Source organism: Streptomyces sp. I05A-00742 (assembly GCF_013055795.1).
GTDB lineage: Bacteria > Actinomycetota > Actinomycetes > Streptomycetales > Streptomycetaceae > Streptomyces.
On record NZ_JABETO010000014.1, the window covers coordinates 91,736 to 111,960 of the forward strand.

Below are 20,225 nucleotides of genomic sequence, written 5' to 3' on the forward strand. Positions count from 1 at the left end.
GTCAAGCTATGTCCTAGATACCTGGCACGCTGGCGTTATGACCGACACACCCGTACGGCTTCTTAATCTGCTCTCCCTTCTGCAGACCCCACGCGAGTGGCCGGGCAGCGAGCTCGCGGAGCGGCTCGGGGTGAGCCCGCGGACGATCCGGCGGGACATCGAGCGGCTGCGCGACCTCGGCTACCCCGTACAGGCAACGATGGGAGCGGTCGGTGGGTACCGGCTGGCGGCCGGGGCGGCGATGCCTCCGCTGGTCCTCGACGACGAGGAGGCGGTCGCCATCGCGGTCGGCCTGCGGGCCGGGGCCGGGCACGCCGTGGAGGGCATCGAGGAGGCGTCCGTACGGGCGCTCGCCAAGCTCGAACAGGTGCTGCCGTCCCGGCTCCGCCACCGCGTGACCGCCCTCCAGGCCGCGACCGTTCCGCTGACCTGGGGCGACGGCGCGACCGTGGATCCCAGGACGCTCACCGTGATGGCCTCGGCCGCGACCGGGCACGAGCGGCTGCGCTTCACCTACCGCACCGGCGAGGGCGTCGAGACCAAGCGCCTGGTGGAGCCGAACCGGCTGGTCAGCACCGGCCGCCGCTGGTACCTGGTCGCGTACGACAACGACCGCGAGGACTGGCGCACCTTCCGGGTCGACCGGGTCAGCGAGCCCTTCGCCACGGGCGCGCGCTTCGAGCCGCGCGAGCTGCCGGTGGAGAACGCGGCGGAGTTCATCAAGGGTTCCATGCCCCGGCCGCAGTCGGAGCTGCGGCTGGTGGTGACGCTGCACGCGCCCGCGGCGGGTGTGGCGGCCCGGCTGCCGCACTGGATGGGGGCGCCGCAGCCGGTGGACGACGGTACGTGCCGGCTGGACACGGAGTTCCCCGGCTCCGTCGAGTGGGTGGCCTTCCACCTGACGATGCTGGACTGCGACTTCGAGGTGCACGAGCCGGAGGGCCTGGTCGCGTACGCCCGCGTGCTGGGCGAGCGGATCACCCGGGCGGCGGCGGGCGGGACGGCGCCGGAGGCGCGGGCCTGATTTCAGGAGCGTGCTGGTGGAGCGTGCCGATGCTCCGCTGATGGAGCGTGCCGATGCTCTTGAGCGTGCATTGCATAAGCACGCATAAGCGGACATAAGAAGGACCCCGACGCAGGGGGGGAGGCGCCGGGGTCCGGTCTATGAGGATATGCCCTTTTAGGCCGCCGCGTCGAACCCGGTGGCGTGAGCCATCTTCTTCAGCTCCATGAGCGCGTGCTTCTCGATCTGCCGGATCCGCTCCCGGGTGAGCCCGTGCTGCTTGCCGACCTCCGTCAGCGTGCGCTCCCGGCCGTCCTCGATCCCGTAGCGCGCCTTGATGATCGACGCGGTGCGGTGGTCGAGCCGGCCGATGAGGGTCTCCAGTTCCTCGCTGCGCAGCAGCGCGATGACCGACTGCTCCGGCGACACGGCGGAGGTGTCCTCCAGCAGGTCGCCGAACTGGGTCTCGCCCTCGTCGTCCACCGACATGTTCAGGCTGACCGGGTCACGGGCCCAGTCGAGGACGTCGCCGACGCGCTCGGGCGTGGTGCCCAGCTCGGCGGCGATCTCCGTGTGCTCCGGGTCGCGGCCGTTCTCCCGGTTGAACTCGCGCTGGACCCGGCGGATGCGGCCCAGCTCCTCGACGAGGTGGACGGGGAGCCGGATGGTGCGCGACTGGTCGGCGATCGAGCGGGTGATCGCCTGGCGGATCCACCAGGTCGCGTAGGTGGAGAACTTGAATCCCTTGGTGTAGTCGAACTTCTCCACCGCGCGCACCAGGCCCGCGTTGCCCTCCTGGATCAGGTCCAGCAGCGGCAGCCCGCTGCGCGGGTACCGGCGGGCGACGGCGACCACGAGCCGCAGGTTCGACTTGATGAAGACGTCCTTGGCGCGGGCGCCCTCGTCGGCTATCGCCTCCAGCTCCTCGCGCGAGGCGCCCCCCGCCTCGCCGGACTCCAGACCGTCGAGGAGCTGCCGGGCGTACACGCCCGCCTCGATGGCCTGGGAGAGCTCGACCTCCTTGGCGGCGTCGAGCAGGGGCGTCCGCGCGATCTCGTCCAGGTACATGCCGACCAGGTCGCGATCGGCGATCTCGCCCGAGGCGCGAACACTGCGTGCCTCGTCGGCGTCCTTGGTGGCGGACTGACGACGGGCGACGGCACGGGTTGCCATGCGTACTCCCTTGCGATGAGACGGTCGCGGGATTTTGCGATAAGGCGGGCGGGGCTCGCTCTGCGAACCCGTCCGAAGGAAAGAACGACTGCAAACAGGACAGAATTCCCCAGAGGCGCCTTCTTTTTTACGATCATGCAGTACCCTGTCCCGCCACGAAGGGGGACGGGATGCCACAGAAGCCGCAGGCGCCACAGGACGTCCAGGTCAGGCCGGGTGCCGAGGGAGACCTCACGGCCCTCACGGAGATCTACAACCACTACGTCCGTGAGACGGCCGTCACCTTCGACATCACCCCGTTCACTCCGGAGGAACGCCGTTCCTGGCTGGGCGCCTACCCACTAGACGGGCCTCATCGCCTTCTGGTTGCCCAGGAGGTTCCGGACGGCCGGATCCTCGGCTACGCGACCAGCAGTCCCTTCAGGGCGCGCGCCGCCTACCGCACGTCGGTCGAGGTGTCCGTCTACTGCGCGCCCGACGCGACCGGCCGGGGCATAGGCGCCCTGCTGTACGCGGAGCTCTTCGACGTCCTGGCGGGCGAGGACGTGCACCGCGCCTACGCGGCGGTCGCCGAGCCGAACCCGGCGTCCGACCGGCTCCACCGGCGCTTCGGCTTCACCGCCGTGGGCACCTTCCGGGAGGTGGGGCGGAAGTTCGGCCGGTACTGGGACGTGACGCACTACGAGCGGCCTGTGGGCGGCGACGGCTGACCGATACGGCCCGTCGGTGGCGCCGGCTGACCGATGCCGCCCATGCGCGGCGCCGGCTGATCGATTTGCCGCCGGACGGGCGCGGGTGTGCGCTGGACCTACAGGGGAACCGGTTCCCCCGGACGGGCGCACCGCCCCCGGGGGCGGACGAGAGGAGCCCCGCATGCCGGCGCATTCGATCCTGCCCCACCGCACCCCGGAGGGTCCCGGTCCGGTGCCGAGAGGAGCCCATCTCCCCGCCCGCGGGACCCGGGCCGGACCGGTCCCGGACCGCAGCCGCCCCGCCTGGGCGGTGCCCGCCGCCCTGGGCTTCGTCCTCTTCCTGTACACCGTCTTCCTCGCGCACGAGAACGGCTTCTCCGAGCTGGGCGGCTGGCTGCTCGGCCTGGTCACCGCCGCCGTCGCCACGGGCATCGGCTACGGGCTGGTCCGCGAGCGCAACGCGATGATCACGGAGGTCCGCGCGGCCACCTACGGGGCGCTCGCCGGCATCACCATCGGCTTCCTGCACAGCGTGGCCGGCGGCACCTGGCTGCGGTCCCTGGGCATCGGGCTCGCCTGTGCCGTCCTGGTGGGCCTGGCTTCGTACAACCTCTTCCACTGGCACGAGAAACACGGCCGCTGACCTCGCGGGCGCAGCCAGGAGGCGGGTAGCGGAGGGCTGGCCGAGGGCCGGAGGCGTACGTCCCCAGACCGTTACTGGAGGGACAGGAGACGCCTAGCGTGACGGGCATGACAGAGACCGACGCGAGCGGCACGCTCGACGAAGCCCTGGAACGTCTCCACTCGGCAGGCCCGGAATTCGAGGGCTGGCTCACCAATCACGCACCCATGACCGTCGAGGCGCTGGTCCGGCACGGTCACGCGCCCGTCGTCCACCGCTGGCTCGACGGGTACCGGCAGAGGCTGGAGGACATGCCGGCCCGCACCGGCGTCCGGATCGACGACGCGACGTGGCGCGAGGGCCTCGGCGATCCCGGCCGGCTCGGCGACTGGATCGCGTACTTCACGGACCGGCTGACCGAGCGGCCCTGGCGCGAGGTACTCACCGAGTGGTGGCCCCGGCTGCTGCCCGGCATCACCGGCGGCGCCACCCATGTGGTCATCCGCACCGGCCACGCCGTGCGGATCCTCCTCGACGGCGACGAGAGCGCCCCGCGCGTGGCGGAGCTGGGCCACGCCCTCGGCTACTGGGCGGCCCGCCACCGGACGCTCCCCGTGGCCCCCGTACCGACGGGCACCACCGGGATCGCCGCCGCGCTGGCGGGCATGCCGGGCATCGCGGACGCCGAGGGCGGCATCCGCGAACGCTTCGCCCGGCTGCCCGGTACGCCCGGCTGGCCGGCCGCCGCGAACTCCCTCCGGCCGCCCACCGGACCGGACGAGGTGCCGGCCCTGCTGGCCGAGCTGGTCCGCGAGACGGTGCTGCGCTACGGCGACCACGCCAACGGCGGGCCGGTCATGCTCGTCCACTCGGCCACCGCGCCCAACGCCGTCCTGCGCACCCTGCCGGCGCTCCCGCGCGATCTGTGGGTGCCCAGTTTCCTCGCCGCCTGGGAGGCGAGTGCGTCGGTGACCGCCGCCTATCCCGCTCCCGGGGCGCTGCCGGCGGTCACCGGGGCACCGGCCACGGCCGACGAGGCGTTCGCGCGGGCTGCGGAGCACGGCGACGAGCACACGATCAAGTTCACGGACACCGCGGTGGATGTGGCGCTGACCCAACCGGACGCCGCGGAGGGCGCGTTGGCGGCCACGGTCCGTGCCGTCGAGCTGATCGATGCGGTCTGACGGCGGCTTAACGGGCGAACGGGGGACGGGGAGGCAGGGGGTGAGCGGGAGGGCGGGGGCGGGTCCGCCCTCCCGCTCACCCGAACTGCACCGACCGTTTCGCCAGCCCCATCCAGAAGCCGTCGATCACACTGCGCTGGGTGCCGAGTTCGCCCTCGGCGGCACCCAACGTGACGAAGAGAGGGGCGAAGTGCTCGGTCCGCGGATGCGCCAGGTGTGCCGCGGGGGACTTGTGCGTGAAGTCCAGCAGGGCGTCGACGTCCTGCGCGCCGAGCGCCTCCCGCCCCCAGTGGTCGAACTCGGCGGACCAGCCGGGCGTACCGCCCCTGTGCCGCAGGGCCGCCAGGTTGTGGGTGAAGAAGCCACTGCCGATGATCAGCACTCCCTCGTCGCGCAGCGGCGCGAGCCTGCGGCCGATCTCCATCAGGCGGCGGGGGTCGAGCGTGGGCATCGACATCTGGAGCACCGGGACGTCGGCGTCCGGGTACATCTCGACCAGCGGCACGTACGCGCCGTGGTCGAGCCCCCGGTCGGGCAGGTCGTGGACGGGCAGCCCGGCGCCCCGCAGCGTCCCCCGCACCCGTTCCGCCAGCTCCGGGGCGCCCGGGGCGGCGTAGCGGACGCGGTAGTAGTGCTCGGGGAAGCCCCAGAAGTCGTAGACGAGCGGCACCGTCTCCGTGGCCCCCAGGGCCAGGGGTGCCTCCTCCCAGTGCGCGGAGACGATCAGGATCGCGCGCGGCCGGGGCAGCTCCGCCGACCAGGCGGCGAGCTGGCCGGGCCACAGCGCGTCGTCCGCGAGAGGAGGTGCGCCGTGGGAGAGGTAGAGGGCGGGCATGCGCCCGGGGACGGGGACGGGGGCGGGGGTGGCCTGCACGGTCGCTCCTGAGCTCGACGATGTGCTTGAACTTTCAAGCTCTGCACCCTCGACCTTAGACCGACTTTATTTAGACTTCAAGGATCTCCTGAGTGCCTACCGGAACCGCATGCCGACCGACGAGTGGAACAGTGGATGACATGAGCAACGAACCCGCGACGGACCCGGCGGAGCCCCGCTGGCTCACCCCCGACGAGCAGGCGACCTGGCTGGCGTACCTCCACGCCACCACGCTCCTGGAGGACCATCTCGACCGGCAGCTGCAGCGCGACGCGGGGATGCCGCACATCTACTACGCGCTGCTGGTCCAGCTCTCCGAGGCCCCCCGCCGCCGGATGCGGATGACGGAACTCGCCCAGCAGACGAAGATCACCCGGTCCCGGCTCTCGCACGCCGTGGCCCGCCTGGAGAAGAACGGCTGGGTGCGCCGCGAGGACTGCCCGTCCGACCGCCGCGGACAGCTCGCGGTGCTCACGGACGACGGGTACGAGGTGCTGCGGAGGACGGCGCCGGGCCATGTCGCGGCGGTGCGGGCGGCCATCTTCGACCGCCTCACGCCCGAGCAGGCCACGAAGCTGGGCGAGATCTGCGGGACCATCGCGGCCGGTCTCCAGCCTGCGGGCGCGGACCTGCCCTGGCTGCGCTGAGGCGGAACCGGGACCGGCAGCGGCAGCGGCAGCGGCAGCGGCAGCGGCAGCGGCAGCGGCAGCGGGTCCGAACGCGGCGAAGCCCCCGCACGGAAGGATTCCGTGCGGGGGCTTCGCGTCATGTGCAGGCAGACCCTCCGGGCCCGCGGCCGGGCCGTCGCCGACCGGCGACGGGTCCGGCGCGGGCGGCGGCCTCAGTGGGCCATCACCGGAACGGCGTCCTCGACGGCACCCTCGCCGTCACCGGTCTTGGAGGTGGTGGGGCTCGGGCGGCCGGCGTTGACGAAGACCACCGCCACCACGGCGGCCAGGGTCAGGATGCCCGTGGCCCAGGTGATGCCGACCTGGAAGCTGTGCACGGTCGCCTTGACGCCGATCACCTTCATGGCCCCCGGCGACGTGGCGTCCGCCATGTGGGAGCTGATGTAGCTGTCCTTGGCGCTGTTGGCGAGGGTGTTCAGCAGAGCGGTGCCGATGGCGCCGCCGACCTGCTGCGAGGTGTTGACCATCGCCGAGGCGACACCGGCGTCACGGGCCTGCACGCCGTACGTGGAGAGGCTCATGGCCGGCATGAACGCCGTGCCCATGCCGACGCCCATCAGCAGCAGGCCGGGCAGGATCCCGGTCACGTACGGCGTGTCCACGTCGATCTGCGTGAGCAGCGCCATACCGAGGGCGGCGACCAGGAAGCCGGGGCCCATCAGCCAGCGGGCGGGCACCCGGTTCATCAGCCGGGCGCCGATCTGGGTCGAACCGGTGATCATGGTGGCGATCATCGGGAGGAAGGCCAGACCGTTGGTGATCGGGCTGTAGTGCTTGATCCCCTGGAGATAGAAGACCAGGAAGAGGAACAGGCCGAACATGCCGATGGAGGCCAGGCCGAGCGCTCCGTAGACACCGCCGCGGTTGCGGTCGGTCACGACGCGCAGCGGGAGCAGCGGCGACTTGACCTTGTTCTCGACGAGGACGAAGGCCACCAGCAGCACGGCGGCGGCGATGAACAGACCCAGCGTCAGCCCGGCGGTCCAGCCGTCGGTCTCGGCGCGGGTGAAGCCGTAGACCAGCGAGACGAGACCGAGGGTGGCCAGGATCACGCCGGGGACGTCCAGCTTCGCCGGGTTGCGGCTGCCCTCGGGCTCGTGGATCACGGCGATCGCACCCGCGGCGGCCACGGCGGCGAAGGGGATGTTCACGAAGAACGTCCAGCGCCAGTTGAGGTACTCGGTGAACACGCCGCCCAGCAGCAGGCCGACGGCGCCGCCACCACCGGCGATGGCACCGAAGATGCCGAACGCCTTGGCGCGCTCCTTCGCCTCGGTGAAGCTGACGGCCAGGAGCGACAGGGCCGCCGGGGCGAGCAGTGCGCCGAAGACGCCCTGGAGGCCGCGGGCGGCCAGCAGCATGCCGGTGTTGGCGGCGACACCACCGAGGGCGGACGCCACCGCGAAACCGATGAGGCCGGTGATGAAGGTCTGCTTACGGCCCCACAGGTCGGCTATTCGGCCGCCGAAGAGCAGGAGCCCGCCGAAGGCGAGGGCGTAGGCGGTGATGACCCACTGCCGGTTGCCGTCCGAGATGCCGAGGTCGGCCTGGGCGGACGGCAGGGCGATGTTCACGATGGTCGCGTCGAGGACGACCATCAGCTGTGCCAGGGCGATGAAGATCAGCGCTTTCCAGCGCCGGGGATCCGGGGTGGTGGTTTCTGGCATGGAAGGGCCTGCCTAGCGGTGCGAGGGATGAGCGAGAACTGAAGGAATGACGGACGAGCGAGGGAAAACGTGACGGACTGGCGGCGGAGAGGACGTACAGGTCGGACTATGACAGAGGGGTCTGACAACGGGGCCGGACCTGCTGCCGGTTGTGGCGCAGCTCGTCGAGGGTCGCCGCGGAACCGGGCAGTTCCGAGCGGGCCGGGGTCATGAGGCCGTCCAGGAAGAGCTGCAGGTGCCGGTGGACGAACCGGTCGAAGTCCAGGCAGCCCTTGCCCGGAAGCGGTCTGGTCAGCTGGGTGAGCGCCACCATGAGGTCACCGACGTCGATGTCGGGACGCAGCTGGCCCGCTTCGCGGGCCGCGGCCATCAGCTCCCGGAGGTTCCGGTCGAGCCGGTCACGGGCCTCGACGAGGTCCGGATGGCCGTGGTCGATGTCGAAGTCGAGCAACGGGCACAGGGCACCCACGCGCTCGTCCGCCGCAGCGTGAACGAAGCGCCTCAGCGCGCGGAAAGCATCGTGCTCCTCGGCTCGTGCTGTCTCGGCCCGGTCCGCGATGCGGTCCATCACCGAGAGGGTGACATGGTGGATCAACTCGCGGCGGTCCGCGAAGTGCCGATACAGCGTGGCATTGCCGACCCCGACGCGTCGAGCGATTTTGTCGAAGGAGAATTCGGCCCCGTGCTCGACGAGCACCTCCCGGGCAGCGGCGATGATGCGCTCACGATTGCGCTGGGCATCGGCGCGCAGCCGCGGCTGGGGCGTCGTCACGACGGGACTCCTCTCTCTGTCGACTCTGTCAGCTCCGGCGGTTCTGCCGGCTCCGGCGGTTCTGCCGGCTCCGGCGGTTCTGCCGGCTCCGNCTCCGGCGGTTCTGCCGGCTCCGGCGGTTCTGCCGGTTCCGACGGCGTGCTACCGCCGATCATCAAACGGGGAAGGACTCCCCGTTTGCGCGGAACGTGAGCTTAAACGGGGAGAACCTCCCCGGATATTTCCCGTCCGCAATGTGCCGTGCATCACGTTTGCGGTGACAGCCATCCCCCGGTTGCCGTAGCCCCGAGGGCGTACGGACGTACGACGGCTCAGGGTGTTAGTCAGCCGGCAGGAGGTGACAGGCATGCGAACCCTGGCCATCCCCGTGGTGGCGGCCGCACTGCTGGCCCTCACCGCACCGGTGGCGGGCCCGGCGGGCGCCCACGAGCCGGCGGCGCGCCCCGCCGGACCGGACCCCACCGGCCGCCCGCCGTCCGGGCCCTGCGCCCTGCGCACGGGCACCCGCTCCGTCTCGGAGAGCGCCCGCACCCCGCACGGCTACGCCCGCTCCCGGGGGACCGTCCGGGCGATCACCCTCTTCATCGACTTCCCCGACGCCCCGGGCAAGGGCAGCCCGCGGAAGCGGTACGCCGAGTTCTTCCCCGCCGTCCCCGACTTCTACCGGAAGAGCTCCTACGGGCGCCTCGACTACCGCTCCACGCCCCTGCTGCGCTGGATCCGCATGGCGCACCCGTACGCCGCCTACGGCATCCGGCGCGGCACGCCCTTCGACACCCGCAGCAACACCGGCTACCACGCCCTCGCCAAGGAGATCGTCGCCGCGATCGACGGCACCGTGGACCTGCGCCGCTACGACCTGGTCAACGTCCTGGCCAGCCCGGACGCCGGGCCGCCGGCCACCGAGGACGTCCGCTCGGTGACGTTCGCCGGGTCGCCGACCGGGCTGCGGACCCGGCACGGCGCCGCCCTGAAGAACGTCTCCTTCATCTGGAGCCGCCAGACGGGCGACAGCCCGTACCGCGTCCTGGTGCACGAGAACGGCCACAGCTTCGGCCTCCCCGACCTCTACGCCACCGGCCGCGGCAACAAGGTGGTCTCCCCCGTCGGCCACTGGGACCCGATGGACGAGGACTGGGGGCCGTCCAACGACTTCCTCGCCTGGCACAAATGGAAGCTGGGCTGGCTCGCGCCACGTCAGGTGCAGTGCGTCACCGTCGCGGGCAGCCGCACCTACACGCTCACCCCCACCTCCGTCCCCGGCGGCACCAAGCTGGTCGTCGTCCCGCTCTCCCGCAAGCGCGCCATCACCCTGGAGGCCCGCACCCGCGGCCCCCTCGACCACGCCGTCTGCCGTCCCGGTGTCCTCGTCACCACCGTCGCCACCGACCGTCCCTCGGGCACCGGCCCGGTCCGCGCCGTGGACTCCACCCCGCGCGGACGCGGCTGCTACACCACCGACCCCAACGTCACGGCGAGCCTGAGCGACGCCCCCTACCCGGCCGGGGGGCACTGCACTCTCGACGGCGTCACCATCGACGTACTGGGCCGCGACGCCCGCGGCAACTGGCGGGTGAAGGTGACTCGTTCACGGCGCTGAGCCGCCGTCGGCAGGGCAGGCCGCCCTGTCACCGCATACCCGCGGGCGCGGGTGACCACAGGGGCGGCAGTAACGTTCGGGGCGTATGTGCTGGGCGGGCGGGGAGGGGCATCGGGGTGCGGGACGGCGTACGGATACGGGTTCCGGTAGGCGCGGACGCCGAACGCTGGGTGACCAGGGGCCGGACCGGGCAGGTGCTGTTCGTCGTCCACAACGTCACCTCGGCCACCCGCCTGCTGGACGTCCTGCCGCTGTTCGACGGGGATCTGCGCATCCAGGTGACGGCGACGTGCACGGGGTCGTCGCCGTTCCTGGCCGGGGTGCCGGAGCTGCTGGCGGGGGCGGGGCTGCCGGTGCTGCCGTGGGAGCAGGCCAAGGAGGCGGCGTCGCGCTTCGATGTGGTGATCGCCGCGAGTTACGGGGGCGAACTGGAGTTTTTCCAGGGGAAGTTGGTGATCCTCTCGCACGGGGTTGGATACAATAAGAGGCTGGCCGCGCCGGGAGCCGGGAGCCGGGAGCCGGGAGCCGGGAGCCGGGAGCCGGGAGCCGGGAGCCGGGAGCCGGAAGCCGGAAGCCGGAAGCCTCCGCGCCTCCCGTTTTCGGCCTCTCCCCGGACTGGCTCCTCCACAACGGCCGTCCCCTCGCCGCGGCGACCGTCCTCTCCCACCCCGAACAGCTCCGGCGCCTGCGCGCGGCCTGCCCGGAGGCCGCTCCGACCGCCGTCCTCGCGGGCGACCCCTGCTACGACCGCATCCTCGAAGCCCTGCCGCACCGGGAGCGCTTCCGGCGCGCACTCGGCGTCGCCCCGGGCCGGCGGCTCGTCGTCCTCAACTCCACGTGGGCGCCCGGCGCGCTCTTCGGTGACGGCGGTCGCGGCGATGGGGACGAAGGCGGGGACGGGGGCGGCTCCGCCGACCTGCTCCCCTGGCTCCTGCCGCGCCTGACCGCCGAGTTGCCCGCGGACGAGTACCGCGTGGTCGCGGTCCTGCACCCCAACATCTGGTACGGACACGGCCCCGGCCAGGTCCGCGCCTGGCTGGACCGGGCGCGGCGGGCCGGGCTGACGCTCGTCGACCCGCTCGGAGGGTGGCGGCAGGCCCTGATCGCCGCCGACTGCGTCCTCGGGGACCACGGCAGCGTGACGTACTACGCCGCCGCGATCGGCCGCCCCGTCCTCCTCGGTTCCTTCCCCGAGGAAGACCTCGACCCGGACTCCCCGGTGGCCGCGTTCGGCCGGACCGCGCCGCGGCTGCGGCCGTCGGACGACCTGCGCCGGCAGCTGGACGAGGCCGTCGAGACCCACGACCCGGACCGGTACGCGGAGGCGGCGGCCCTGGTCAGCTCGGTGCCGGGCCGGTCGGCGGCGCTGCTGCGCGGCGTCCTGTACGGGATCGCGGGTCTCCCCGAGCCCTCCGCCCGCCCCGCCCTTCTCGAACGGCTGCCGCTCCCCTCCTACGAACCGGCCGACCGCACCGCCCCGGTCCGGGTCCTCACCCGGGTCCTGGACACCGACCCGCCGCGCGTGGCCGTCAGCCGTTACACCGACCCCGCGTACGAGCCCGAGGACCCCGACGCGGACGCCGCGCACACCGCCGTCCACGAGGACACACGTGACCCCGGCCTCCTCGGCACCGCCGACGTCGTCCTCCGTTCCGCCGCCCCGGACGACCCGCGCCTGGGCCCGCCCGCCGCCTGGACCGCGGAGGTCATGGCGCGCCACCCGTACTGCGGACTCGCCGCCTACGTGACCGCGCCGGACCGGTGCACCGTCCGCACCCGCGCCGGCGACCTGCTGGAACTGGCCGCCGCCCCCGGCCCGGACGGGCGGGCCGACCTCTGCGATCCCGCGGCGTACGCGTCCGCCCTGTACGCGTGGGTGGGCGACGGCCACGCCGCCCCCGCCGGGCTGACGGTCGTCACGGGCGCGGTACGGCACCGCGTCACTGTCGAACGCCTCGGGGACTGACCGGCCCGCACCGACGGAAGCAGCCGCGGGACCGGGCCTACTCCCCTCCCGCCCCGGCCAGCTTCGCCCGCACCCGCGCCGTCCCCGTCGCGTCCCCGCCCCGCTCGTACAGCTCCTCCGCGCGGCGCAGGAACGCCACCCGCTCCTCCGTACCCTCCGCGCAGAAAGCGCGCATCTCGGCGGCGTCCGCGTGCTGGAGCTCCGCGCCCTCGCGGTCCATGACGGTGAGGGCCTGGTCGAGGCAGAGGCGGGCGGCGGCGGGGTCGCCGGCGTCGAGGTGGGTCTCGCCGAGGCTCATGTAGACACGGCCCTCGTTGTACAGGTCGGGGACGGTGAGCGCCCGGAACATGGCAAGGGCCGCGTGCAGTGTGCGGACGGCCTCCGGGTGGCGGCCGGCGCCGCGCAGCGCCCGGCCGATGTGGTCCTCCAGCAGTGCCAGACCGCGCGGCACATCCTTCTCGCCGTCCTCACCGGGCGCGATCTGCCGCAGCAGCCCCTGGGCCGCCACGAAGCACTCCTCCGCCTCCCGCCACCGCCACTGCCGCAGACGCAGCAGCCCCAGGGATTCGACGGCGGTGGCCCGGCCGCGCAGATGCCCCGCCGCCAGGTCGGCTTCCGCGGCCTCGGTGAGCGCGGCCTCGGCCTCGTCCCAGCGGCCGCGTCCGAGGTGGGCGAAGGCCAGTTGGGCCAGCATCCGGCCCACGGCCCGCGCGTCGCCGAACTCCTCGGCCCGGCGGGCGGCGGCCACGCCCCGCCGGTGGGTGTCGGTCCACTGGTCGTGGAAGCCGAGCCGCAGGTGCAGCCCCCAGGTGGCCTCGCAGAGCTGCCAGACCAGGTCGTCGAAGCCGAACTCCTCGGCGGCCCGGACGGCCGCCGCGAGGTTCCGCCGTTCGCGCCGCAGGCCGGCGAGGGCGGCGCGGCCGTCGTCCGGGTCGCGGTCGGCCGGCAGGACGAGGCCCGTGTAGGCGGGGCCCAGCCGCCAACGCCCGGGCATCACCCGGAAGTCGGCCGCGGCGGCGAACCCCAGGTACCAGGTGACGGTGCGGCGCACGGCGGCGGCGAGTTCCGCGTGGCTGTCCTCGGCCCGCGCCCGGCGCTCGGCGTGCTCGCGGACGAGGTCGTGGAAGCGGTACCGCTCCTCCCCCACCTCCTCCAGGAGGTGCACGCCCGCCAGTTCCTCCAGCAGTACCCGCGCCGCGCCCTCGGTGGTTCCGGCCGCCTTCGCCGCCGGTCCCACGCCGGTCTCCGGCCAGGGCCAGATGCCCAACAGCCGGTAGAGCCGGGCGGCTTCGGGGCTCAGCTCGCGGTAGGTCAGGTCGTGGGTGCGGCGGACGGCCTCCGCGCCGTATCGATCGTCCATGTCCTCAGGGTTCCCCGACGGCCCGGCCAGCCGCCGTTCCACCGTCTCCCAGGTGAGGTGCGTGCGCGCGGCGACCAGCGCCCCCGTCTCGCAGAGCGCCAGCGGCACCCTCCCGCACCGCCGGGCGACGGCCGCCACGCGCTCCCCCTCCTGCCCGCCGTCCCGCCGCCCGCCCGCGGCGGCCACCCGTTCCAGCAGCCGCACCGCGTCGGCCTCCGCCAGCGGGTCCAGGGTGACGAAGCGCGCCCCCGGGTCGCCGGCGAGCGCCCCCAGCCGGTACCGGCTGGTGACGATCACCAGCGAGCCCGGCGCCGCCGGGATCAGTGGTCTGACCTGGGCCTCGCTGTGCGCGTCATCGAGCAGGACGAGCATCCGCCGACCGGAGGTGAGGTCCCGGTAGAGGTTCTCCTGCCGTCCCGGATCGGCGGGGATCCGGTCGGCGGGCACCCCGAGGTCCGCCAGGACGACGGCCAGCGCCTCGGCCGGACGGGCCGCGGTCTCCGCCGACGCGCCGCCCATCCGGACGTACAACTGCCCGTCCGGGAAACGGTCCTTGAGCCGGTGGCCGCAGTGCACGGCGGTGGCGGTCTTCCCGATGCCGCCCTGCCCGTTCACCACGACGACCAGGGCGGGTTCGGAAAGTCCGGCGTCCCTCTCGTCGAGCAGTCCGACGAGCGTGCCGAGCACCTGGTCCCGGTCGGTGAACACCCCGCTGGCCGGCGGCAGCATGCGCGGAACCGCCCTGCCGCCGGGCTCCGTCCGCGACCATTCCGTCTCCCGCACCCAGGCGAGCAGGTCACGGGCGTAGTCCGGGTGCGTCCGGGCGTGGGCGCGCAGGGCGTCGGCGACGCGCCGCATCTCCTCCGCGGTGACGGGCGGCCCACCACCGTCATCCCCGCTCCCGTCCCGGCGTTCCCGTCGGCGCAACCGCACCAGCCCCTCGGCGGCCCTGCGCCCCATCTCCCCCGCGGCCCCGCCCAACGCCGCGGTCTCCACCGCCGCGAGCACGGCCTCCGCACTGATCAGCAGATCCACAGCCCCTCCCCGACTCGGCCCGTCCGGTCCGCCCCACCCCGGCCGGGGTGAACACGCTATCGGGAAGATCACCGCCGGACCGCGGCTTCCGGACATCACGCCCACGCCACCGTCCCACCCCCACCTCGTGGGACACCGCGTCCTCGCAGGTCACACGCCGGGACGTCCCACAAAGGCCCAACTGAGCTCCAGTGACTGGCAACCCCCGCGTCGCCCCCACAGAGTCTGTGGTGCAACCGGGCGGCGCGGCCCACTCCGCACCGCCGTCCCGAACGACGGGGGAAGGACCCGAAGCATGAACGTACGCAAGCGCATCGCCCTGACCGCCACGACCGCGATCCTCGGCGGCACCCTGGCCGCCACCCCGGCCATGGCCTCCGCGACGAACAGCGCCCACCCCACCTCCACTTCCACCGCCGTCTCCCAGACGGCCGGCTCCGGCGACCGCGCCGAACTCAAGACCACATGGAAGCGGTACTGGGGCCCCGCCAAGGTCTCGGCCGCGTACCTCAACTCCCACCGCAAACAGTGGCAGTCCCAGAACTACACCCTCCCGAGGCCCACCACGAGCGCCAAGGTCACGCTCAAGTGCTGGAACAACGGCGACGGCGGCAAGGCCCGGGTCCGGATCAAGGACATGACCACCGGCCGCATCCTCGCCAGCAGCGGCTGGCGCCCGTGCGACTGGAAGCCCTACAGCGCCGTCAGCAACTACTACAGCGGCCACCAGATCCGCGTACTCCTCGACGCCAAGGGCCACGCCCACACCACCGACGTCACGGCGTACCGCGGCTACTGATCGCCGCCCTCCGGCGGGCCGCCCTCCCCCGAACGGGGAGGACGGCCCGCCGTCACGCCCGAGCCCGCCCGCACCCCCGCCCCCGCAGCGGCACAGGGGAGACCCCAGGAAGCGGATCCGGTACCCTGTCGGAGGTCGGACGGCCCACAGCCACACCCGACCAGGGCGTTTGTTCAGCCGCCCCGAAGATCCCCCACGGGTCTTCGACAAGGCTCCGCACAAGCCCCGCCTCCGTAGCTCAGGGGATAGAGCACCGCTCTCCTAAAGCGGGTGTCGGCAGTTCGAATCTGCCCGGGGGCACCAGGGCAAAGGCCCCCAGCCGATCACGGCTGGGGGCCTTTGACATCCACATCCGACATCAACGACAGCGGTCACCCGCGCCCGGGCCGCCTCTTCAACAGCCGGTCCATGTGGCTGATGGCCTCGCGCTGCGTGTCCTGCACGACGTGCGTGTAGACGTCCATGGTGATGCTGATCTGACTGTGTCCAAGGATCTCCATCACGACGCGGGGAGCCACGCCGGCGGCGGTCAGCAGGGTTGCGCAGCCATGCCGGGCATCATGCAGCCGGACCACCCGGAGGCCGGCGCCCTGGGCGACGCGCGTGAAGGAGCGGTAGACGTTGCGCGGCTCGACCGGCCGTCCCATGGCGGTGGTGAACACGTAGCCGGACTCCTGCCACTTCTCCCCCGCCCGCGCCCGGGCAGCGGCCTGACGCATCCGTTGCCACCGCAGCGGGGCGATGCACATCGCGGGCAGCGGAACAGCACGACGGCGACGGCTCTTCGGATCGTCGTCGTAGAGCACGCCGCGTCGGCGCTGCGTCTGTTGGCGGACGTGCAGGACACGGTTGTCGAGGTCCAGGTCCGCCCAGCGCAGGCCGACGATCTCGCCCCGGCGGAGACCCATCGCGATGGCGAGCACGAACGCCGCGTAGAGCGGATCCTTGCGGGCCACCGCCAGGAAATCGAGCGTCTCATCCAGCGTCCACGGGGACAGCTCCCGCGACGCGGTACGCGGCGCCTCGACGAGCGTGCCGACATTGCGCGTGATCAACTCCTCCCGGCACGCGGAGCTCAGGGCGGAGCGCAGTACCCGGTGTGCTTCCTTGGCCGTCGCCGCCGTAGTCTCCCGCTCAAGCCGGACGAGGAAGCGGCGGACGTCGGCGACACCGAGGGATTCGAGGCGTTTGGAGCCGAGCATGGGCACCAGGTAGAGCCGGACGTGCGTCTCGTACTTGTCGTACGTGCTGAGCTTCCGGCGAGGCTTGATCACGTTGTCCAGCCAGTACGGCAGCCATTCCGAGAGCTTGGCCGACCGGGTGGGCACGGGCACGCCGGAATCGACCTTGGCCAGCAGATCCCGCCGCTTGGCGTCACATTCGGCCCAGGTCTTGCCGTAGGCGAACTTGCGTGCGCGAATGCCGTCCGGCTGGAGCACGTAGACGGCGGCTTGGTACCGGCCGTCCTTGCGCTTGGTGATCGTCCCCGCGCCGTTGGGGTTGCGCTTGCGCTGCTGCGGCATCAGGCGGCCTCCTCAACCTTGTCTGCGACGAACGCGTGAACGGCGCTGAGCGGGATACGACGGCATCGGCCCACGGTGATCGAGCACAGATGCCGCGAGCGGATCAAGTCGTAGACCGTCGAACGCCCCAGCTTCAGCAAGTTCATGACCTCGGGCACGGTCAACAACAGCTCGTCGTTCATGAGTCGGCTCCCCTTACGTGTCGGGGTGTGACGCAGTGACAGCAGTGACAGGCGCCTCACGATCCGCTCCCGCCCTTGTCGGGGACGACGTAGCCGCCCGCTTCTCGGACCAGCTGGACGTCGTTGGCCATCCGCGAGCAGGTCTGCCGGACGAGTGCCGGGTCGAGGCCGGTCTCCTCGGCGATCTGCTTGGGTTTGGCGCCGGGGTGTTCGCGGACGTAGTGCAGGACGGTGGCGCGGGTGTCGCCGATGGTGTGGTCGGCGGCCGGGCCCTCGAGGAGTTGCCAGGCGCCGGCCTCGGCGTAGAAGCGGAGCGCGTATTCGGCTTCGTCGACGTCGCGGCCGGTGACGTGCAGGACGCCGTCGGCCTGGCCGCGGGCGCGTTTGAGCACGAGGGTGGCGTCGGCGGCGCCCGCGAGGCCGTTGGTGCCGGAGACTTCGGCGAGGAAGTCGTCGGAGCCGGCCTTGCGGACGTGGTGGACCAGGACCATGGCGATGCCGTAGTGGTCGGCGATCCGCTTCGCGTGGCCGACGGCCGCGTAGTCGGCGTCGTAGGCCGAGGTGCCCGGGGCGGACGGGCCGCGCATCTTCGCGAAGACGTCGACCACGACCATACGGGCGTCCGGGTTGCGGTCCACCCATTGGGCGATCGCCTCGTTGCCACCCTGGGGCAGCGGCGGGCAGGAGGTGGCGAGCGTCAGGCCGGACGGGGCGCGGTCGGTGCCGAGGAGCTTTCGCATGCGGGTCTGCAAGCGCCGCGGGGTGTCCTCCAGGGCGAGGTAGAGCACCGGGCCGCCCTCCACGGCGACGCTGTCCATCGCCCGGCCGCCGCCCGCCACCGAGAGCGCCAAGCCCAGGGACAGCCAGGACTTGCCGACCTTCGGCGGGCCCGCGAGGAGGTTCACGCCCTCGGAGATGATCCCGGGCACCGCCCACCGCGGCTCGGGGAACTCCGCCGCCATCAGATCGTCCGCCGTCCACGCGGTGCGGATGCGCTGCTGGGCCGGTTGGAGGGGCTGCGGCTCCGGGTGCGCGGAGTAGAGGTGGGGCTCGCTCACGCGGACCTCCGGGTTACGGTCCGCGGACGCCGGGCGCCGGTCTTGAGGCCCGAAGCGACCGTGCGCCGCGCTTCGCGCTCGCCCTGCCCGACGCGGAGCGCGGCGGTGACCAGCCACTCCGTCACCTCAGCTCCGCTCAGCTCCCCTCCGGCGACGAGCTGTCCGAGGGCGATGGCCGCGAGGTAGAGGGCGTTGTTGTGCTCGTGCTCCGGGGAGTTGGCGACCTTGGCGAGCTCCCCGTCGACGGCCGCCTTGAGGTAGCCGCTCCGGCGGTCGGAGCCGAGGGTCACCGTGACGGGTTCCTGCGGGGGCAGCTCCATGGGGCGCAGGAGATCCACCAGCCAGAGCGGCAGCGGCGCAGGATCGACGTCGTTGACGCAGGTGTACGGCTTGCCGTTCACGACGCTGCCGGCGCCCACCACGCAGCCGCCCGCCGCCCGGGTGTCGATCTTCCACCCGAGCGCGCCGACGGTGTTGCGCAGTTCCACGTCCTGCGGGGCGGCGAAGTAGAGGTGCGTGCCGCCACTGGCTGTCCGGACGGTGTAGGTGTCACCGGGGAACGGCTGCTCGTGGTCGGCCGCGAGCTTGGCCAGCGCGTCCGCGCCGGTGGTCACCGCGTGGAGCGTCCCAGCGGGCGGCAGGTCCTGGTCATGCTTGGGCACGTCCAGGTCGATCACAACGAGCTTCGAAGGGCCGGTGGCGATCCCGACGTTGAAGTCGGACGCGGCCCAGCAGCGGAAGATACGCGCGACGTCGGTCGTCGCCCGCTGCTCCCACGCGCGCACGGCCGGGCGCTTCCCGGTGCGCCAGATCGGGAAGATCTTCCAGCCGCGCTCGGCGGTCGCAAGAGCGGCGTCGAGCAGCGGACAAGGGCTGTCCTGGGGCATGCTGGTGACACCTCCTGTGTCTTGGTTGGGATGGGAGGCCGGGGCAGCGGGCGTCCTTGACCCGTCGACCGCTGCCCCGGGATTCGAAGACCTACGGCCGGCTCCAGGCCAGGTAGGCGCGGCGGACGTATTCACGGTGGTCGTCCGCGGTGATCAGCTCGGAGCCCCTGAGGCTCAGCCCGTCGTGCGTGGCGTCGTACCGCACCAGTTGGAGCGCGGCCCCAGCGGCGGCGTCGATCGCCGGCGCCGCCACCTCCGGGGCGTAGCTCGCCGCCTCCTTGATCGCGATGCGGTCCAGCAAAGCGGCCTTGCGGAGCCAGAACTCGCGGCCCGGCTCCCGGCCGGTCGGCCGGGTGGCCTTGTACCGGGCCATCCACGTGATTTCGGTGATGATGCTGGGGGCGGTCGCGTACGCGGTGGAGGGGTCGGGGGTGTGCGATTCCCTGATCACTGGGCCTCCTCGGCGTCCGGGTTCGGGGTCATGAGGGCGAAGTGCAGGGCGCTCTCGGCCTGCTCGCCGTAGGCGTAAGCGGCGTCGGCCAGGCCGACGGAGAATTCGCCGGCCTCGCAGTGCGGCTCCGACGTGGCGCCGTGAGTCTCGTCCTGGCGCTTGAGAAGAGCGCGGTGGAGCTCCGCCAGGCGGGGGCCGCCGCTCCACGTGCCCAGGTGTCCGGTCAGGTCGGGCGAGCCGGTGGTGGGGATCACGTACCGGCCGTCCTCGCGCCGCAGTTCGACGTATCGCGGTCGCTCGCCCGCGAGCACGGACAGCGTCACCGCTGCCGCTCCGTGGGCGTATGCGAGGGCGGTGTTCTCGTAGAGCCTCTTGGTGTGGCCCTCCAGCTCCCGGTAGATGTCAGCCATTTGGCAAACGGCGACGTCGTGCGGGCGGAAGAAGGGCGCCCCGGGGACGTTCAACTGCCCCTCCACCGGGAGTAAGCGGTGCGGTTCGACGCCCCAGGCGGCGGTACGGGCCGCCTGGTTGGCCATGCGCAGTTCGCGGGCCGCCGCACCGAGAGCGAAGACGCTCTCGGTCAGGCTCTGGAACCACGCAACAGCAGGCTTGGTCACGAATGGTCCTCCCTGCTCGTGGGGCCGGACTGTCCGGTCCTCCGCACGGCCTCACTCCGCTCACGAGGAGT

Annotated in this window: 19 protein-coding genes and 1 tRNA gene; 9 read left to right on the forward strand and 11 right to left on the reverse strand. The window is 72.5% G+C overall.

Annotated features, from left to right (window positions below; translation table 11 throughout):
* Positions 1–37 precede the first annotated feature (37 nt).
* Positions 38–1,024, forward strand: a complete 987-nt coding sequence (locus HN013_RS15930) for a YafY family protein (protein WP_171166801.1) — start codon at positions 38–40, stop codon at positions 1,022–1,024.
* A gap of 156 nt (positions 1,025–1,180) precedes the next feature.
* Here the strand turns inward: HN013_RS15930 and HN013_RS15935 are convergent, their stop codons facing one another.
* A complete protein-coding gene (locus HN013_RS15935; protein WP_171166802.1) occupies positions 1,181–2,176 on the reverse strand; it encodes an RNA polymerase sigma factor RpoD/SigA in 996 nt (331 codons plus the stop codon).
* Between the two features lie 170 nt (positions 2,177–2,346).
* Here HN013_RS15935 and HN013_RS15940 point away from each other — a divergent pair, with 170 nt between their 5' ends.
* The 3 genes from HN013_RS15940 to HN013_RS15950 all read left to right on the forward strand — a co-directional run bounded on the left by HN013_RS15940 (position 2,347) and on the right by HN013_RS15950 (position 4,674).
* Complete coding sequence (locus HN013_RS15940; RefSeq protein WP_171166803.1) at positions 2,347–2,886, forward strand: GNAT family N-acetyltransferase; 540 nt, start codon at positions 2,347–2,349, stop codon at positions 2,884–2,886.
* Between the two features lie 163 nt (positions 2,887–3,049).
* A complete protein-coding gene (locus tag HN013_RS15945) occupies positions 3,050–3,511 on the forward strand; it encodes a hypothetical protein (RefSeq protein ID WP_171166804.1) in 462 nt (153 codons plus the stop codon).
* A gap of 107 nt (positions 3,512–3,618) precedes the next feature.
* On the forward strand, positions 3,619–4,674 hold the full coding sequence (locus tag HN013_RS15950; protein ID WP_171166805.1) for a questin oxidase family protein: 1,056 nt from the start codon (positions 3,619–3,621) through the stop codon (positions 4,672–4,674).
* 76 nt (positions 4,675–4,750) lie between these two features.
* Here HN013_RS15950 and HN013_RS15955 read toward each other — a convergent pair whose 3' ends face one another.
* Positions 4,751–5,509: a dioxygenase gene (locus HN013_RS15955; RefSeq protein WP_171166870.1), complete on the reverse strand. Its 759-nt coding sequence runs from the start codon at positions 5,507–5,509 to the stop codon at positions 4,751–4,753.
* Between the two features lie 179 nt (positions 5,510–5,688).
* Here HN013_RS15955 and HN013_RS15960 point away from each other — a divergent pair, with 179 nt between their 5' ends.
* Positions 5,689–6,195, forward strand: a complete 507-nt coding sequence (locus tag HN013_RS15960) for a MarR family winged helix-turn-helix transcriptional regulator (RefSeq protein ID WP_171166806.1) — start codon at positions 5,689–5,691, stop codon at positions 6,193–6,195.
* A 194-nt stretch (positions 6,196–6,389) separates the two neighbouring features.
* Here HN013_RS15960 and HN013_RS15965 read toward each other — a convergent pair whose 3' ends face one another.
* Both HN013_RS15965 and HN013_RS15970 read right to left on the reverse strand, forming a co-directional pair.
* Positions 6,390–7,904, reverse strand: coding sequence for an MFS transporter (locus HN013_RS15965; RefSeq protein WP_171166807.1), 1,515 nt, complete (start codon positions 7,902–7,904; stop codon positions 6,390–6,392).
* A gap of 106 nt (positions 7,905–8,010) precedes the next feature.
* Positions 8,011–8,676 (reverse strand): TetR/AcrR family transcriptional regulator, encoded by a 666-nt coding sequence (locus HN013_RS15970; RefSeq protein ID WP_171166808.1) that lies wholly within the window; start codon positions 8,674–8,676, stop codon positions 8,011–8,013.
* Between the two features lie 346 nt (positions 8,677–9,022).
* Here HN013_RS15970 and HN013_RS15975 point away from each other — a divergent pair, with 346 nt between their 5' ends.
* The gene (locus HN013_RS15975; protein WP_171166809.1) at positions 9,023–10,276 is read left to right on the forward strand and encodes a M6 family metalloprotease domain-containing protein; all 1,254 of its coding nucleotides are present in this window, start codon (positions 9,023–9,025) and stop codon (positions 10,274–10,276) included.
* Positions 10,277–11,249: 973 nt separating this feature from the next.
* On the forward strand, positions 11,250–12,242 hold the full coding sequence (locus HN013_RS15980; RefSeq protein WP_212764396.1) for a hypothetical protein: 993 nt from the start codon (positions 11,250–11,252) through the stop codon (positions 12,240–12,242).
* A gap of 37 nt (positions 12,243–12,279) precedes the next feature.
* Here HN013_RS15980 and HN013_RS15985 read toward each other — a convergent pair whose 3' ends face one another.
* Positions 12,280–14,637 (reverse strand): tetratricopeptide repeat protein, encoded by a 2,358-nt coding sequence (locus HN013_RS15985; RefSeq protein ID WP_171166810.1) that lies wholly within the window; start codon positions 14,635–14,637, stop codon positions 12,280–12,282.
* A gap of 295 nt (positions 14,638–14,932) precedes the next feature.
* Here HN013_RS15985 and HN013_RS15990 point away from each other — a divergent pair, with 295 nt between their 5' ends.
* Together HN013_RS15990 and HN013_RS15995 are read left to right on the forward strand one after the other, a co-directional pair.
* Positions 14,933–15,436, forward strand: coding sequence for a hypothetical protein (locus HN013_RS15990; protein ID WP_171166811.1), 504 nt, complete (start codon positions 14,933–14,935; stop codon positions 15,434–15,436).
* 227 nt (positions 15,437–15,663) lie between these two features.
* Positions 15,664–15,739 (forward strand) — tRNA-Arg (locus HN013_RS15995).
* Between the two features lie 68 nt (positions 15,740–15,807).
* On the opposite strand, the gene HN013_RS16000 is transcribed toward HN013_RS15995, so the two are convergent.
* The 6 genes from HN013_RS16000 to HN013_RS16025 form a co-directional block, all read right to left on the reverse strand.
* A complete protein-coding gene (locus HN013_RS16000; protein WP_171166812.1) occupies positions 15,808–16,959 on the reverse strand; it encodes a site-specific integrase in 1,152 nt (383 codons plus the stop codon).
* Entirely contained in the window at positions 16,959–17,141 is a 183-nt protein-coding gene (locus HN013_RS16005; protein ID WP_171166813.1) for a helix-turn-helix domain-containing protein, read from the reverse strand. Before HN013_RS16005 ends, HN013_RS16000 begins: the two co-directional genes overlap by 1 nt.
* A 56-nt stretch (positions 17,142–17,197) precedes the next feature.
* Entirely contained in the window at positions 17,198–18,199 is a 1,002-nt protein-coding gene (locus HN013_RS16010; protein WP_171166814.1) for an AAA family ATPase, read from the reverse strand.
* Positions 18,196–19,086 (reverse strand): bifunctional DNA primase/polymerase, encoded by an 891-nt coding sequence (locus tag HN013_RS16015; protein WP_171166815.1) that lies wholly within the window; start codon positions 19,084–19,086, stop codon positions 18,196–18,198. Before HN013_RS16015 ends, HN013_RS16010 begins: the two co-directional genes overlap by 4 nt.
* A 91-nt stretch (positions 19,087–19,177) precedes the next feature.
* Positions 19,178–19,537 carry a hypothetical protein gene (locus HN013_RS16020; RefSeq protein ID WP_171166816.1) on the reverse strand — a complete coding sequence of 120 codons (360 nt, stop codon included), beginning with the start codon at positions 19,535–19,537 and terminating at the stop codon, positions 19,178–19,180.
* A complete protein-coding gene (locus HN013_RS16025) occupies positions 19,534–20,154 on the reverse strand; it encodes a hypothetical protein (RefSeq protein WP_171166817.1) in 621 nt (206 codons plus the stop codon). The genes HN013_RS16020 and HN013_RS16025 overlap by 4 nt, the downstream gene beginning before the upstream one ends.
* Positions 20,155–20,225 lie beyond the last annotated feature (71 nt).

Bases quoted from the DNA above. Each gene is read 5' to 3' on its own strand.
- HN013_RS16005 (WP_171166813.1), bottom strand. From the start codon at position 17,141: ATGAACGACGAGCTGTTGTTGACCGTGCCCGAGGTCATGAACTTGCTG.
- HN013_RS15990 (WP_171166811.1), top strand. From the start codon at position 14,933: ATGAACGTACGCAAGCGCATCGCCCTGACCGCCACGACCGCGATCCTC.
- HN013_RS15965 (WP_171166807.1), bottom strand. From the start codon at position 7,904: ATGCCAGAAACCACCACCCCGGATCCCCGGCGCTGGAAAGCGCTGATC.
- HN013_RS15955 (WP_171166870.1), bottom strand. From the start codon at position 5,509: ATGCCCGCCCTCTACCTCTCCCACGGCGCACCTCCTCTCGCGGACGAC.
- HN013_RS15935 (WP_171166802.1), bottom strand. From the start codon at position 2,176: ATGGCAACCCGTGCCGTCGCCCGTCGTCAGTCCGCCACCAAGGACGCC.
- HN013_RS15940 (WP_171166803.1), top strand. From the start codon at position 2,347: ATGCCACAGAAGCCGCAGGCGCCACAGGACGTCCAGGTCAGGCCGGGT.
- HN013_RS15945 (WP_171166804.1), top strand. From the start codon at position 3,050: ATGCCGGCGCATTCGATCCTGCCCCACCGCACCCCGGAGGGTCCCGGT.
- HN013_RS15930 (WP_171166801.1), top strand. From the start codon at position 38: ATGACCGACACACCCGTACGGCTTCTTAATCTGCTCTCCCTTCTGCAG.
- HN013_RS16000 (WP_171166812.1), bottom strand. From the start codon at position 16,959: ATGCCGCAGCAGCGCAAGCGCAACCCCAACGGCGCGGGGACGATCACC.
- HN013_RS15975 (WP_171166809.1), top strand. From the start codon at position 9,023: ATGCGAACCCTGGCCATCCCCGTGGTGGCGGCCGCACTGCTGGCCCTC.
- HN013_RS15950 (WP_171166805.1), top strand. From the start codon at position 3,619: ATGACAGAGACCGACGCGAGCGGCACGCTCGACGAAGCCCTGGAACGT.
- HN013_RS16015 (WP_171166815.1), bottom strand. From the start codon at position 19,086: ATGCCCCAGGACAGCCCTTGTCCGCTGCTCGACGCCGCTCTTGCGACC.
- HN013_RS15960 (WP_171166806.1), top strand. From the start codon at position 5,689: ATGAGCAACGAACCCGCGACGGACCCGGCGGAGCCCCGCTGGCTCACC.